Origin of the sequence: Pantoea sp. EKM21T, assembly GCF_011800405.1 — a bacterium.
Lineage (GTDB): Bacteria > Pseudomonadota > Gammaproteobacteria > Enterobacterales > Enterobacteriaceae > Pantoea > Pantoea agglomerans.
In genome coordinates this window covers 38,481-53,119 of the sequence record NZ_JAALFV010000004.1, presented here as the reverse complement: position 1 = coordinate 53,119, position 14,639 = coordinate 38,481, and the positions used below count along the sequence as shown (strand labels likewise).

General features: G+C 59.3%; 14 protein-coding genes and 1 riboswitch. Of the genes, 7 read left to right on the top strand and 7 right to left on the bottom strand.

The window, feature by feature from the left end:
* Positions 1-81 precede the first annotated feature (81 nt).
* The gene (locus tag HFD87_RS09075; protein ID WP_137241478.1) at positions 82-1,038 is read right to left on the bottom strand and encodes a 2-hydroxyacid dehydrogenase; all 957 of its coding nucleotides are present in this window, start codon (positions 1,036-1,038) and stop codon (positions 82-84) included.
* Positions 1,019-2,410: an MFS transporter gene (locus HFD87_RS09070; protein WP_010253452.1), complete on the bottom strand. Its 1,392-nt coding sequence runs from the start codon at positions 2,408-2,410 to the stop codon at positions 1,019-1,021. The genes HFD87_RS09075 and HFD87_RS09070 overlap by 20 nt, the downstream gene beginning before the upstream one ends.
* A gap of 420 nt (positions 2,411-2,830) precedes the next feature.
* Here HFD87_RS09070 and HFD87_RS09065 point away from each other — a divergent pair, with 420 nt between their 5' ends.
* Positions 2,831-3,748 carry a sugar ABC transporter substrate-binding protein gene (locus tag HFD87_RS09065; protein WP_061704377.1) on the top strand — a complete coding sequence of 306 codons (918 nt, stop codon included), beginning with the start codon at positions 2,831-2,833 and terminating at the stop codon, positions 3,746-3,748.
* A gap of 35 nt (positions 3,749-3,783) precedes the next feature.
* On the opposite strand, the gene HFD87_RS09060 is transcribed toward HFD87_RS09065, so the two are convergent.
* Complete coding sequence (locus HFD87_RS09060) at positions 3,784-4,284, bottom strand: GNAT family N-acetyltransferase (RefSeq protein WP_010253457.1); 501 nt, start codon at positions 4,282-4,284, stop codon at positions 3,784-3,786.
* A 72-nt stretch (positions 4,285-4,356) separates the two neighbouring features.
* On the opposite strand from HFD87_RS09060, the gene HFD87_RS09055 reads away from it, so the two are divergent.
* Positions 4,357-6,189: an ABC transporter ATP-binding protein gene (locus HFD87_RS09055; protein ID WP_033759129.1), complete on the top strand. Its 1,833-nt coding sequence runs from the start codon at positions 4,357-4,359 to the stop codon at positions 6,187-6,189.
* Here HFD87_RS09055 and HFD87_RS09050 read toward each other — a convergent pair.
* Entirely contained in the window at positions 6,186-7,310 is a 1,125-nt protein-coding gene (locus tag HFD87_RS09050; protein ID WP_010253462.1) for a GNAT family N-acetyltransferase, read from the bottom strand. The genes HFD87_RS09055 and HFD87_RS09050 overlap by 4 nt on opposite strands.
* 141 nt (positions 7,311-7,451) lie before the next feature.
* Here HFD87_RS09050 and HFD87_RS09045 point away from each other — a divergent pair, with 141 nt between their 5' ends.
* From HFD87_RS09045 to HFD87_RS09035, 3 genes are all read left to right on the top strand, one after another.
* Complete coding sequence (locus tag HFD87_RS09045) at positions 7,452-8,363, top strand: LysR family transcriptional regulator (protein ID WP_132499631.1); 912 nt, start codon at positions 7,452-7,454, stop codon at positions 8,361-8,363.
* Positions 8,364-8,461: 98 nt separating this feature from the next.
* Entirely contained in the window at positions 8,462-9,403 is a 942-nt protein-coding gene (locus HFD87_RS09040) for a glutathione S-transferase family protein (RefSeq protein ID WP_132499630.1), read from the top strand.
* Positions 9,404-9,413: 10 nt separating this feature from the next.
* Positions 9,414-10,019, top strand: a complete 606-nt coding sequence (locus HFD87_RS09035; protein WP_167423279.1) for an alpha/beta hydrolase — start codon at positions 9,414-9,416, stop codon at positions 10,017-10,019.
* Here HFD87_RS09035 and HFD87_RS09030 read toward each other — a convergent pair.
* Complete coding sequence (locus tag HFD87_RS09030; protein ID WP_167423278.1) at positions 10,016-10,831, bottom strand: sugar phosphate isomerase/epimerase; 816 nt, start codon at positions 10,829-10,831, stop codon at positions 10,016-10,018. The two genes, HFD87_RS09035 and HFD87_RS09030, sit on opposite strands and share 4 nt — an antisense overlap.
* A gap of 132 nt (positions 10,832-10,963) precedes the next feature.
* On the bottom strand, positions 10,964-11,341 hold the full coding sequence (crcB, locus tag HFD87_RS09025; protein WP_010253476.1) for a fluoride efflux transporter CrcB: 378 nt from the start codon (positions 11,339-11,341) through the stop codon (positions 10,964-10,966).
* An 88-nt stretch (positions 11,342-11,429) separates the two neighbouring features.
* Positions 11,430-11,505, bottom strand: a riboswitch (Fluoride riboswitch).
* Between the two features lie 117 nt (positions 11,506-11,622).
* Between crcB and HFD87_RS09020 the strand changes: the two genes are divergently transcribed.
* The gene (locus HFD87_RS09020) at positions 11,623-12,543 is read left to right on the top strand and encodes a nucleoside hydrolase (RefSeq protein ID WP_060681270.1); all 921 of its coding nucleotides are present in this window, start codon (positions 11,623-11,625) and stop codon (positions 12,541-12,543) included.
* A gap of 23 nt (positions 12,544-12,566) precedes the next feature.
* Here the strand turns inward: HFD87_RS09020 and HFD87_RS09015 are convergent, their stop codons facing one another.
* Positions 12,567-13,595 carry a zinc-binding alcohol dehydrogenase family protein gene (locus HFD87_RS09015; RefSeq protein ID WP_167423277.1) on the bottom strand — a complete coding sequence of 343 codons (1,029 nt, stop codon included), beginning with the start codon at positions 13,593-13,595 and terminating at the stop codon, positions 12,567-12,569.
* 137 nt (positions 13,596-13,732) lie between these two features.
* On the opposite strand from HFD87_RS09015, the gene HFD87_RS09010 reads away from it, so the two are divergent.
* Entirely contained in the window at positions 13,733-14,635 is a 903-nt protein-coding gene (locus tag HFD87_RS09010; protein WP_010671481.1) for a GntR family transcriptional regulator, read from the top strand.
* Positions 14,636-14,639: the final 4 nt, after the last annotated feature.

Sequence of the window (14,639 nt, the reverse complement as noted above, 5' to 3'; positions counted from 1 at the left end):
AGGTGAGGGTCTGGTGAGTGGTCAGAGGAGAGGCGTCCTGCCTCGCCCCGTTTCAGCAGGGGGGTTAAGACGCCGCTGCGGTTACACTACCCGGGTCAGCACCGGCTCGCCACGGGCAAACGCCAGCATATTCTCAAAGACCAGGTCAGCCATCGCCGCCATGGTTTCGCGGGTGCTGCTGGCGATATGCGGCGTGATCACCACATTGTCGCGCTGGCGCAGTGCGTCAGGCACCTGCGGCTCCTGTTCAAACACATCCAGCCCGGCACCGGCGATCTGCCCGGTTTCCAGCGCATCCACCAGCGCCTGCTGATCCACCACGCTGCCGCGCGCAATGTTAATCAGATAGCCCTGCGGTCCCAGCGCCTGCAGTACTTCCGCATTGATAATGTGGCGCGTCGCGGCACCGCCCGGCAGGGTCAGCACCAGAAAATCGGCCTGCTGCGCCAGCGCCACCAGGCTCTCATGACGGGTGTAGGGCACATCGGGACGTGAACGCGGGTTGTAATAGTGAATCGCCATATCAAACGCCTGCGCGCGCCTTGCCACCGCCTGACCGATATTGCCCAGCCCGACGATTCCGCACACCTTGCCACCGATTTTGCTGCTCAGCGGAAAGCGGCCCTGTGACCAGTGACCGGCGCGTGTGAAGCGATCGGCCTCGCTGATGCGGCGCGCCACATCCAGCAGCAGCGCCATCCCCAGATCGGCGACGCAATCATTGAGCACCTCCGGCGTGTTGGTCACCACAATGCCGCGCGACCGGGCGGCTTCCGTATCGATGCTGTCATAACCGACGCCGTTACTGCAGATCGCTTTCAGGTTTGGCAGCGCGGCGATCAGCGCGGCCGGTGCGCCCATCACCGCGTTGCCGCTGGTGACCAGCATGTCGATATCTGCGCCCTGCTCAGCCAGAAAGGCTGCCTCATCTTCCGCCTCCCACAGCCGGAACGCGGTGAACGTCTTTTCAATGTTCTCTATCAGCTGCGGTGGCAGGAATTTCCCTCTGATCAGCACCTTACATTGCTTTAATGCCATCTTCTTTCTCCTGATTGTTATAGGATGCCGGGCGATCGCTCTCTTCACCAACGCGTTCAATCGGTCCCATCACCAGCAGGAACAGCAGGGCCGCTACCACGCAGTGTGCCGCCACAAACGCCAGCCCGATGCTGTAGCTGCCGGTCAGACCGACGATGATGCCGAACAGCAGCGGCGTGGTGAAACCGGCAATATTGCCGATGCCGTTAAAAATGGAACCTGCCAGGCCCACCGCCTCTTTGGGTGCGGTGTCGCTGATCACCGTCCAGGTGCCTGCCCCGGCCGCTATGCCTTTACCGAAAAAGGCGAAGGACATAATGGCGATAATGCCGCTATTGCCCGGAATGATTGCCGCCAGCACCAGACTGGACGCCATCAGCATGCCGACGATATAGGGCGTTTTACGCGCCCAGGAGACGCTCCAGCCCCGGGCGATTAACTTGTCTGACAGGTAGCCGCCGCTGATCCCGCCCAGAAAACCAAACAGCGCCGGAGCAACGGTGGCGAAGCCCGCCTCCATGATGTTCATGCCGCGCGCCTGCACCAGATAGATCGGAAACCAGGTAATAAAGAAGTAGCTGAGCGCGATGATGCAGTACTGGCCGAGATAGGCGCACCAGAGCATGCGATTAGTGAGCAGCTTTCTGAACATCGCTTTACTGACCGGTGGCCGCGCTTTCAGCGTCTGCGCCGAGTCGATATCCACCAGCGCACCACCGTCGACGATGTGGCGCAGTTCACTCTCTGACACGCCAGGGTGATTGCGCGGCTCGCGCATCCAGGCAGCCCAGACAAACACCGCCAGCAGGCCGATGCCGCCCAGCACAAAGAACGGCCACTCCCAGCCAAAGCGCGACACCAGCCAGCCTGACAGCGGCGAGAAGATGGCGACGGCAAAATATTGCGCCGAGCTGAACAGCGATGAAGCCCGTCCCCGCTCTGCGCCAGGGAACCACATAATCACCACGCGCGCATTGGCGGGAAAGCTGGGTGCCTCGATCAATCCCAGCATAAAGCGCAGACCAAACATCAGCATCAGCGCGCCGGTCATGCCGCTGGAGAACTCGCCAACGAATCCCATCGCCAGCGTCGAGACTGACCAGAGCGCCAGCGTGACGCCATACACTTTTTTAGCCCCGAAGCGGTCAAGAAACAGCCCGCCGGGAATCTGACCGATAACGTAGGCCCAGCTGAAGGCAGAGAGGATCAATCCCAGCTGGATCGCTGACAGGCCGAACTCCTCTTTGATCGCCGATCCGGAGATCGAGAGGATCGAACGGTCGGCATAAGCCACGACCGACAGAAAGAGGATCAGGCAGAGGATCCAGATGCGCACATGAGACGTCCGGTGAGTCGTTTGGTCTTTAAGCATGAGCTGAATTCCTTAAAAAGCGGCAGGTTGCGCCACGAGGTTTTTTTCAGGAATAACGCTGAGATTTCCCGCTTAAGGAAATATAGATAGGAGGCTAACGATGGATCATTGTGCGGATGTTGAGATCGTCAGGCCCGATTGAACGATTTTCTGACAACCACCACAAAGGCCAGTGCGATGCTGCACAAAAGCGCAAAAAGCCGCGGCTGCCTGCCGCAGAGTGTGCGCCACGTCGAGGATTTCATCGGCGCTGGCAGCTATGACGCGGCGATTTTACGGCAAAGTGTGGCGGCGCTAGCAAGAGTGAAAAGGGCCGGTTGTCAAACCCGGCGACTGTTCATAAGCTGCAAATGATAATCTTTGTCCATTTTTATAATAAATGAAAAATCTATTCCACTCAGTTAACCTCGGGAGTCTGCAATGAAAAAACGTGCATGGGCAATACTCTGTCTGCTCTCTCTTTCCACGTCGGCGCTGGCAGAGAAAATTGGCGTCTCAATGGCCTATTTCGACCAGAACTTTCTGACCATTATCCGCCAGTCGATCGAGAAAGAGGCCAAAGCGCGTCAGCTGGATGCGCAGTTCGAAGATGCACGCGGCGACGTGGGCCGTCAGACCGATCAGGTGCAGAGTTTTATCAGTTCCGGGGTGGACGCGATTATCGTCGATCCGGTCGACTCCGCCAGCACCCCTGCCCTGACCAGACTGGCGCAGCAGGCTCACATTCCGCTGGTCTACGTTAACCGCACACCGGGCGATAAAACCCTGCCGCCGGGCGTGGTGTTTGTCGGCTCTGACGAACGCGAATCGGGCACGTTGCAGATGGAAGCGCTGGCGAAGCAGGCGGGTTATCGTGGCAAGGTCGCCATTATCATCGGTAACCTCAGCGATGCGGGTGCGCTGCAGCGCACCAAAGATGTCGAGCAGGTGGTGGCAAAGTATCCCGACATGAAAGTGGTGCTGAAGCAGACCGCCAACTATTCGCGTAATGAGGGCATGGATTTAATGCTCAACTGGCTGTCGAACGGGGAAGAGATCGATATTGTCGCCGCCAACAACGACGAAATGGCGATTGGCGCAACCATGGCGATTGCCCAGGCGAAACCGAAGAAAACCATTCTGGTGGGCGGCATTGATGCCACGCCGGATGGCCTGAAAGCCCTGGCAAGCGGCAAACTGGCCGTCACCGTATTCCAGGATGCCGTAGGCCAAGGCAAAAAATCGGTCGAGGTGGCGCAGCAGATGATCAAAGGGGAAAAAGTCGATTCCCACCAGTGGATCCCGTTTGAACTGGTGACGCAGCAGAACATGCAGCAATACAGCAATAAAAATCCGTAATGAAAAGCGGAGCGGCAGCGCTGCCGCTCCGGTTATCACTTCTCGTGCAGCAGTTTCGCCATCATCACCACATCGCGCAGCTGACCGTCGCGCAGGGCGGCCTGCCGCATCACCCCTTCACGCTCAAAGCCCAGCCGCTCATAGAGCCGCAGCGCCCGTTCGTTGTCGTGAAACACCTCCAGCTCCATACGCGTAATCCCCAGCCAGTTACGGGAATAGTCGAGCGCGGTGCGGATCAGGCGCTCACCGACGCCGCGACCGGCGTAATCGGGATGCACACCCAGCCCAAAGCTGATGCAGTGGCGGGTGCGCGGCTTGTTATCCACAAACAGCGTCAGCTCACCGGCCAGCACGCCCTCGATCTCCGCGACAAAGGCGATAAACCCCTCGGCATCCATTCTGGCGATTTTTTTCTCCCAGGTGGCAACGCTGGGAAACGGCAGCTGCAGCGTCCAGGGATAGACATCGGGATGACTGTAGAGTCGCTGATAGGCGGCGGCATCCTGCGGTTCCCGTGCCCGAATAATGATTTCCATATTTTCTCCTTTTAGCCGAACGGGGTTCATGCACTAAGCTGTAGCTCTTTACCGGACGGAAAGAGTATCGCTATGTTGTATCGCCGTTTTGAGCGTTTTATCAATATTTTTCATGACGCGCCCACCGACTCGCCCCCCTCAACGGTCTGGTCGTTTTACCTCTACTATCTGCGGCAGGTCTGGCCGAGTTTTGCGGCACTGCTGGTAGTGGGACTGGCGTCAGCCCTGATTGAAGTGTCGCTGTTCAGCTATCTGAGCCGCATTATCGATATGGTCAATCACTCCACGCCCGCCAGCCTGTTTCGGGATAACTGGCCGATACTGCTGTGGATGGGGGCGGTGGCGCTGATTCTGCGGCCGATTTTTATCGCCCTGCACGACATGCTGGTGCATCAGAGCATCAGCCCGAGCATGACCAGCATGATCCGCTGGCAGAATCACAACTACGTGCTGCGCCAGAGCCTCAATTTCTTCCAGAACGATTTCGCGGGTCGCATCGCCCAGCGCATTATGCTGACCGGCAGTTCACTGCGCGATTCCGCTGTGCAGCTGGTGGATGCCATCTGGCACGTGCTGATCTACGCGGTGACTTCACTGGTGCTGTTTGCCGGTGCCGACTGGCGGCTGATGATCCCGCTGATTCTGTGGATGGTGGCCTACAGCGCCTCGCTGCGTTTCTTTGTGCCGCGCGTTAAAGCGCGTTCGGTGGTCTCCTCAGAGTCGCGATCTAAGCTGATGGGCACCATTGTCGATGGTTATACCAACATCGCCACCATCAAGCTGTTCGCTCACAGCGATCTGGAACGGCAGTATGCGCGTGAGGCGATTCAGGAGCAGACCGAAAAAACCCAGAACGCCGGTCGCATGGTCACCAGCATGGATCTGACCCTGTCGGCGCTGAACGGCCTGCTGATTGTCTCGACCTCCGGGCTGGCGCTGTGGTTATGGAGCCAGTCGCTGATTAGCGTCGGGGCGATTGCACTGGCGACCGGTCTGGTGATCCGCCTGGTGAATATGTCCGGCTGGATCATGTGGGTGGTCAACGGCATTTTCGAAAATATTGGTACGGTACAGGATGGCCTGAAAACCATTGCGCAGCCGCTGAGCGTGCAGGATGCGCCGCAGGCGAAGCAGCTTAAGGTGACGCGCGGCAACATCCGCTTTGAGGATGTGCGCTTCGATTATGGCGGTGGCCGTCAGGTGATTAACGGCTTTAATCTTGACATCAAACCTGGTGAGAAGATTGGGCTGATTGGTCCCTCGGGCGCCGGTAAATCGACGCTGGTGAACCTGCTGCTGCGCCTCTATGACCTGAACGCAGGGCGGATTGTGATCGACGATCAGGATATCGCCGCCGTGACGCAGGAGAGCCTGCGCAGCCAGATTGGCATGATCACCCAGGACACCTCGCTGCTGCACCGCTCAATCCGTGAAAACCTGCTGTATGGTCGTCCCGACGCCAGCGAAGAGGAGCTGCAGCTTGCGATTCACCGCGCCCGCGCCGATGAGTTTATCCCGCTGCTCTCTGACTCACTGGGCCGCACCGGGCTGGACGCGCACGTGGGCGAGCGCGGCGTGAAACTGTCAGGCGGTCAGCGTCAGCGTGTGGCGATAGCCCGCGTGCTGCTGAAGGATGCGCCGGTTCTGATCATGGATGAGGCCACCTCGGCGCTCGACTCTGAGGTGGAAGCGGCGATTCAGGAGAGCCTGGAGTCACTGATGCAGGGTAAAACCGTTATCGCCATCGCGCACCGCCTGTCGACCATCGCGAAGATGGATCGGCTGGTGGTGCTGGATAAAGGCGGCATTGCCGAGATGGGCAGCCATCACGAGCTGCTGGCGCAAAACGGTCTCTATGCCCGGCTGTGGCAGCATCAGACCGGGGGTTTTGTCGGCATCGATTAATCGCCGCGTCGATAGGGTAAGGCGTCGCGTGCTTCTTCCGCCCAGCCGCGCACGCCTTCCCGCTCCTGCACCAGAAAATCTGCCACGGCATCGCGCAGGCCGGGATGCAGCAGATAGTGCCAGGAGTGGGTAATCTGCGGCTCAAAGCCGCGCACCAGCTTGTGCTCGCCCTGCGCGCCAGCATCAAACCGCGTCAGCCCCTCATCAAGGGCCAAATCCATTCCCTGATAGAAACAGGTTTCGAAGTGCAGCCGGTCAAACTCCGCCAGACAGCCCCAGTAGCGGCCATAGAGCGCGTTGCTGTCCCGCAGATAAAACGCCATGGCGGCCGGTTGCTGCTGTAAACGGGCGATCACCACCACAATATTCTGCGGCATGCGTTCCGCCAGCAGGCTGAAGAAGTCACGCGTCAGATAGGGACGCTGACCGCGCACCGCATAGGTGTTAGCGTAACATGTGTAGACAAAATCCCACTGATCTTCGCGCAGCTGGTAGCCCAGGTAGCGGTCAAACTCAAAGCCGCTCTGCATCACCTGCTCACGCTCTTTACGCAGCTGTTTGCGCTTGCGCGACATCAGCGAATCCAGGAAATCCTGAAAATCGCGGTAGCCACGGTTATGCCAGTGATACTGACAGCCGAGCCGGGAGAGCCAGTCGGGCTGATCGGCCAGCAGCTGGTTAGCCTGCGCATCGGTAAAGTTGATATGTGCCCCGCTTAAGCCCTGCTGTAACAGGCTCTCAGGCAGGGCCGACAGCAGTTGCGCTGCGGCAGCGGTTTCGCCCAGCAGGCGCGCGCCGCTGACCGGGCTGAAGGGGATCGCGCCCAGCCATTTCGGGTAGTAGCGGATCCCGGCGCGCTGGCTGGCATCCGCCCAGGCGTGATCAAAGACGTACTCGCCCTGTGAATGGCGTTTGCGGTAGCCTGGCAGCGCGGCGCGGGTCACCCCCTCCTCCCGCCACAGCAGATGATCGGGCTGCCAGCCCGCCTCTAACCGCACGCTGCCGCTCTGTTCTAACGTGAGCAGAAAGGCGTGGCGCAAAAAGGGCTGGTCATCAGGCAACAGCGCATCCCACTCGGCGGCCGGGATCTCCGCCAGTGACGTCAGGTGAATCAGCGACATGAATTACTCCAGAGAACGTCGGGCAGAGAGTCAGTCAAGCAGGTTTTCCGCGTCAGCGAAAGGGTTAAGGCACGCAAAGTGAAGGCTGCATCAGCGGAGCACAGCTTCTATACTGCGACTTTATCTCCACAGGACACCGCCATGGATCGACTCGATTGTGACCGGATGTTTGTCACGGTGCTGGAAACCGGCAGCTTTTCTGCGGCGGCGTTACGTCTCGGCACCAGCAGCAGTCAGGCTTCCAAGCTGGTTTCAAAGCTGGAGCAGCGGCTCGGCGTCCAGCTGTTTAAGCGCAGCACGCGCGCCCTGTCGCCCACCGATGTCGGGCGCAGCTATTATGAGCGGGTCAAAAATCTGCTTGATGCGTTTGAGACGCTGGATGCCAGCGTGCGTGAAAGCGCCACCACGCCCACCGGCAGGCTGAAAATCAGCGCCCCCGGCTCCTTTGGTACTGTGGTGTTGTCTGAGGTGCTGGTGGCGTTTGCCCGGCGCTATCCGCTGATTGAACTGGATGTCAGCTTTTCAGACCGGTCCGTCAACATCGTCGATGAAGGCTTTGATATGGCGATCCGTATCGGCACCCTCAGCGACAGCAGCCTGGTCGCGCGCAAGCTGGGTGAGGTGCATGTGCGCATCGCCGCCTCGCCGGTCTATCTTGAGCAGTTTGGCACGCCGCAGCACTGGCGCGAGATGCCCCAGCATCAGTGCATCATCGACACCAATTTTCGCGATCCCTGGCACTGGCCGTTTGCCGGCGGCGGCGGCGGCGGCGGCGGCGAGATTGTCACCGTACCGGTCCGCGGGCGTCTGCGCTTCGCCAACACCGAAGCCTGCCTGCAGGCCGCGATGGCCGGACTGGGCATTGCGCGGCTGCCCGGTTTTATCGCGGCTCCCGCGCTGCAACGCGGTGAGATTGTCCGGCTGCTGGAGAATTTTGACACGCCACCACTTGGCCTGTTTGCGGTTTATCCGCCCGCCCGTCATCTGGCACACCGGGCGCGCCTGCTTATCGACTTCCTGGTGAGTCACTTTACCCGTTTTCCGCCCGCGTAATTTCTTCCAGAATGGAAGAAATGATTGTCTTTATGACCGCATTATCAGCCGTTTAGTCATCAGTTAAGCTGCTTCTCACATTACAGAGGAGTCGCGCGATGTTAGTAGAAGGCAAATGGAGTAGTGACTGGCACCCGGTGCAGTCGACCGATAAACAGGGCGGATTTGTCCGTCAGACGTCCGGTTTCCGGCATTTTATCAGCAGCGATGGCTCCACTGAATTTGCGGCAGAAGCGGATCGCTACCATCTTTATGTGGCGCTGATCTGTCCATGGGCGTCGCGCGCGTTAATTGCCCGCAAGCTCAAAGGGCTGGAGTCGCTGATTAGCGTGACGGTGGTTGAACCGCAGCTCGGTGCCCAGGGCTGGCGCTTTGGCAATTTTCCCGGCGCACAGCAGGACCCGCTGAATCACGCGCAGTACCTGCATGAAATCTATACCCGCGTCGCGCCCGATTACACGGGCCGGGCCACCGTGCCGGTCTTGTGGGACAAGAAAACCGGCACCATTGTCAGCAACGAGTCCGCTGACATTGTGCGTATGTTCAACAGCGGCTTTGGCGATCTGGCCGATAACCGCATCGACCTCTATCCCGCCGCGCTGCGTTCTGAGATTGATGCGCTGAATGAGAGTCTCTATCCGCGTCTGAATAATGGCGTTTACCGCGCCGGGTTCGCCACCACATCGATCAGCTACCAGCAGGCATTTAATGACGTCTTCAGCCAGCTCGACGAACTGGAAGCCCTGCTCAGTGATGGTCGCACCTTCCTGCTGGGTGAACGGCTGACTGAAACCGATATTCGCCTGTTCGTCACCCTGATTCGCTTTGACGTCGCCTATCATGGCCTGTTCAAATGCAACCTGCGCCGGATACGCGACTATACGCTGCTGAATCGCTATCTTAAGAGCGTGCTGTCAGTCTCCGGCGTGCGTGAGACGGTCAGCATCGATCATATCAAACAGGGTTACTACTCAATCAAGGCACTGAACCCGAACGGGATCGTTCCGGCAGGCCCGGATCTGAGCGAGTACGGCCTATAAAGGAGCAATAATGGCAAAAGCACTGGTGATTTTTCTGCATGGCGTAGGCAGTAACGGCGACGATCTGGCACCGATTGGCCGTCACTGGGCGATGCTGTTGCCGGATGTGATTTTTGCCTCACCCAATGCGCCCGAACGTTTTACCGCCGGTTTTGGCTGGCAGTGGTTCAGCCTGGAGGAGGTGACGCCAGAGAACCGGCCAGGTCGGGTACGGGCCGCGCGGGCGGCGTTTGACGCGACCCTCAGCGACGTTATCGCACAGCACGGCTTCGCCGACCGCTGGCAGGATGTGGTGCTGGTCGGCTTTTCACAGGGGTCGATCATGGCGCTGGATGCGCTGGCATCTGGCCGTTATCCGCTGGCGGGCGTGGTCGCCTTTTCGGGTCGTCTGGCGGTTGACGGTGAACTGACGCCACAGCCTCATCTGCCCGCGCTGCTGATCCACGGCCAGGCCGATGAGGTGATCCCGTGGCAGGAGAGCGAATCTGCCGCAGCACGACTCAGGGCCGCATTGGTACCGGTAGAAGCGCGATTTGAACCCGCCACCGGCCACACCATTTCCGCTCAGGGTGCCATGCACGCCGCCGCGTTTATCGGGCAGTGCTTACAGGATTAACCCCAGCAGCGCTTTAATGCCTGCCAGGCATGACGGGCAGCGACCTCAGGCGGCAGGCGTTTCAGCGCATCATTAAAAACTTCAATGCCCACCGGCCCCTGATAGCCCGCGCTTTTGAGCTTATCGACAAAGCGTTCAATGTCGATAATGCCATCGCCGGGCAGCAGACGCTGATGCTTTGCCATCGCCATCAGGCTCTGCTTATCCTGCGCGGGAACGGCGGCCATGTCACACAGCTGTACTTCATAAATGCGATCGGCAGGGATACCGTCCAGCTGTGAGGCATCGCCGCCCAGCGCGCAGATATGAAACAGATCGACCACCAGCCCGATATTGGGCTGATCGAGCCGCTGCAATCGCTGCCACGCCAGCGGCAGGGTGTTATCCACGCTGCACCAGGCCATCGGCTCATACATAATGCGCATGTTGTAGCGCGCAGCTTCAGAGGCCATCCAGCGCAGGTCATCATCAATCTGGTCGGCGCAGCAATCCTCACGGGTGCTGGCCGGCGCCTGAATGGTGTCGCAGCCCAGCGCCTGGGCAATCTGAATAAACTGGCGCAGCTCTTCGCGCTTCTGTCCGCGCAACGCGCTGGGTGCCCCGGTGAAATCGCGCAGCACCTGGAGATTGGTAAAGCCAGGTCCCTGCCGGGCAGCGATCTGAGCCAGTGCCGCCGCGCCGCCCTCGCACGCCTCGACATCCTCGCGCCAGATCTCCACCTGATCGAAACCGGCGTCACGCGCCGCCTGGAGCTTCTGGCCGGGTTCACCGTTTAACAGCACCAGGTTAAGGAATGTGGGGTTAGTTCGCATTGCTCGGCTCCTTAATCGTCCGGAATAATCGGTGACGTTCAGCTTCTGCGCCCGTTCATGCAGGATGGTCGGGCGTAAAACCTGAAACAGTATCTACCTCTTAAGGAGTATGACAAGCGCCGCTTCGCCGGATCAGCCCAGCATCGTGACCAGTGCGAAACCGGCAAACGCCATCAGCAGCGAACCGATCACATGCACCAGCGCGCTGGTCATCGCCCAGAGATAGTTCCCTGATTGTAGCAACCCCATTAATTCCGCCGTAAAAGAGGAGAAGGTGGTCAGCCCGCCGCACAGTCCGGTGACGATCAGCAGTTTCCAGAATGGGTCGAGGTCGGGATGGCGAACAAACCAGGCCATCGCGCCGCCGATCACCAGACCGCCGATCAGATTCACCAGCAGTGTGCCAGGTGGCAGATTGGGAAAGAGCGAATTAAAGCGCATCGCAAAGAGCCAGCGCAGTACACAGCCGGCAGAGCCGCCGATCATCACAGCCAATAACGGTTTCAACATGTCTTGCTCCTGATTGCAGATTGACGCCGGGCTGAGGGGGAAAGGCAGAGATAAACTGCGCCTGACACCTCAGCTCCCGCGAAAGGATTGAGTGTCAGGCGTCATCAGCCGGTGTAAAGCCCACCGGCGGTTGGGGAAGGTGGCACGCCATCACCTTGAGCCGGTGATAATACGACGCCCGTTTCAGGCTGGCAACAGTGAGGTCATGGCGGCTGAAAACCTTGACGCGCACGCCACAGACGGAGTAATGCTGATGGTTTACAGCCTGTTGCGGAGACCCTATGCGTACCCTGATTTTTGATACCGATATCGGCGTGGATGACGCCTTTGCGCTGGCCTATGCGGCGCGGACGCAGCATCTGCTGGGGATTACCACGGTCTTCGGCAACGTGGCAGTGGGTCAGGCGGTGAAAAACGCCCGACTGTTTTGCGGGAAAATGGCGATTAACGCGGAGGTCTATCGCGGCTGTTCACGACCGCTGGCGCTGCCACCCTCTGCGCCTGCCAGACTGCACGGTGAAGATGGGCTGGGCGATGCGTTTGATAATACCTGCAGCGATCAGGCGCCGGGCGCGGTGCAGTTTATTATCGACAGCGTGCGGGCGCAGCCGCATCAGATCACCCTGGTGGCGATTGGTCCGCTGACCAATATCGCCACGGCCATTAATCAGGCGCCGGATATTATTCCGCTGGTGAAAGAGCTGGTGATCATGGGTGGCGCATTTGGCACCGACGGGCACAGTGGCAACGTGACGCCCTTCAGCGAATTTAATATCTGGAAAGATCCGCATGCTGCCGATCAGGTGCTCGCCTCGGCACTGAATGTGGTGGTGATCCCGCTGGATGTCACGCACAAGGTGCTGATCAGCGGCGATGAGGTTCAGCGTCTGAACCAGCCGGTGCTGAGTGCGATCTGTCGCCCTTACCTGGCTTACAGTCTGGAGAAAGAGGGGTTCGAGGGAATGGCGCTGCACGACACCCTGGCGGTGGCGTGGCTCACTCTGCCACAGGCGTTTACCCTGACCGAAAGCCCGCTGCGGGTGATCACGGAGGGCATCGCCTGCGGTCAGACGGTGCGTAAGCTGAGCGCGCTGGCATCCCGTCAGGATCCCTTTAACGGCCTGCCCGCCCAACGCATCGCACTTGGCGTGGATGCTGACGCGGTGCGGGCGCACTTCTTTCAGACTCTCACCGCGCCCTGAACCACGCGAACCGACTGGCCGCGTTACCGGTCGAAATGAATCACGCCTTTGATCAGCTCGCGGTTGTTGATGATTTGCGCCTCAAAGGCTTCATCCAGCGTGGAGAAGGCCAGATGGTGATTCAGCATCATTTCGGCGCGCAGCTGGCCGCTGGCCATCAGCGCACGCACCCGATCGAAATCTTCACGGGTGGCGTTGCGGCTGCCCATCAGGGTGGTCTCTTTTTTATGGAATTCACTGTCCGGGATCACCAGATCGCCTTTGTGCAGACCGACATAAACGATCGTGCCGCCGTGTCGCATCAGGTTGACCGCATTGTTCATCGCCGCCGGGCTGCCGGTGGCGTCGATCACCTTCAGCGCCAGACGGCCACCAAACTGCTCGCGCAGCGCGCTGTAAAACGCTTCATCAGCCGGATTCAGTGCCGCCAGGCCGAGCTGGTCAGCAACATGCTGGCGACGAAATTCGCTGGTATCCGCCACCACCACCTGCGCGCCGCTGGCGGCGGCGATAGCGGCAACACCCAGCCCAATCGGTCCGGCACCCACCACCAGCACCTGCTCATCCGCCACAATTGCGGCACGACGCACTGCATGGGCGCTGATGGCAAAGGGCTCAATCAGCGCAGCCGCTTCCGGCGCGACATCATCCACCGCCAGCAGCGTGCTGACTGGCACGCTCAGGTAGTCGCAGAACCCGCCATCCTGATGCACACCAATCACTGAGATCTGCTCACAGCAGTTGGTCTTGCCGCTCTGGCAGGCGTCACAGCGCAGGCAGGAGATGTAAGGCATTAACGCCACCCGCTGGCCCGGCTGAAAGCCCTCCACATCACTTCCCGGCGCCACGACTTCGGCACAGATTTCATGGCCCAGCACCCGTGGATAGCTGAAGAATGGCTGATTACCGGACCAGGCGTGGATGTCGGTGCCGCAGATTCCCGCGGTGAGGATTTTAATCACTACCTCGCCAGCGGCGGGCGTGGGGATATCGCGGGTGGCCCATACCATCTTACGTGGTTCAGCGATGACCAGTGCTTTCATTGTTGTCATGGTGATTCTCCGGTTGTCCTGCAGGCAGTTATGGCGAATCCTGCACGCGCTGCGGTGTTCGTTTGCGGGAAGTGTGAAGCACCGCGATTTTTTTGGGCTTTGAATGGTTTTTAATGCATAAAAAACCGGAGAGTGAGATGAGCCGCAGCCAGAATTTGCGCCAGAACGTCATCAACCAGATGCTGGAAAGCATCGCTCAGCACCACATTCGTTCACCGCTGCCGCCCCAGGCGGCACTGGCGGAAATGTTTAATATCAGCCGGACTACGGTGCGTCACACCCTGCACTATCTGCATCAGTGCGGCGTGCTGGATAAGGTGGATCAAACCTGGGTTATCGTGCGCGATCCGCGCGAAGATGACGGTTTTAGCGCGTTAACGCCGCCGATTGAGCAGCAGGCCAGCCACTTTGAGCAGATGTTTTTTAATATGATTAATCAGCGGCAGCTGGTGCCCGGCGATACCTTCAGCGAGCTGCAACTGGCGCAGCAGGTGAAAGTCAGTCCGGTGGTGGTGCGCGAATTCCTGCTGCGCTTTATGCGCTATGACCTGCTGGAGCCGGTCAGACGCGGCCAGTGGCGGATGAAAAAATTCACCCAGGATTACGCCGAGAAGCTGTTTGAACTGCGCGAGATGCTGGAAACCCACGCCCTGAGCCGCTTCCTGAATCTGCCCGCAGGCGACGAGCGCTGGGTTCAGGCGCGGGATCTGCTGGATCGTCACCGATCGATGCGCGATACCATCGCCAGCAACTATCGCCACTTTGCCGCGCTGGATCGTCAGATGCATTCGCTGATTTTATCCGCCGCCAACAACCCGTTTTTCAATCAGTCGCTGGAGATTATCTCGGTGATCTTTCACTCGCATTATCAGTGGGATGAGAGCGACCTCAAGCAGCGAAATATTGTGGCGCTGGAGGAGCATATGGCGATTCTGACCGCGCTGATTGGCCGTCAGGATGTCGACGCCCTCTGTGCATTACATAACCATCTGGCGACCGCTAAAACCTCGATGGTGCGCTCAATCGGTCAGTACAATTAAAAAC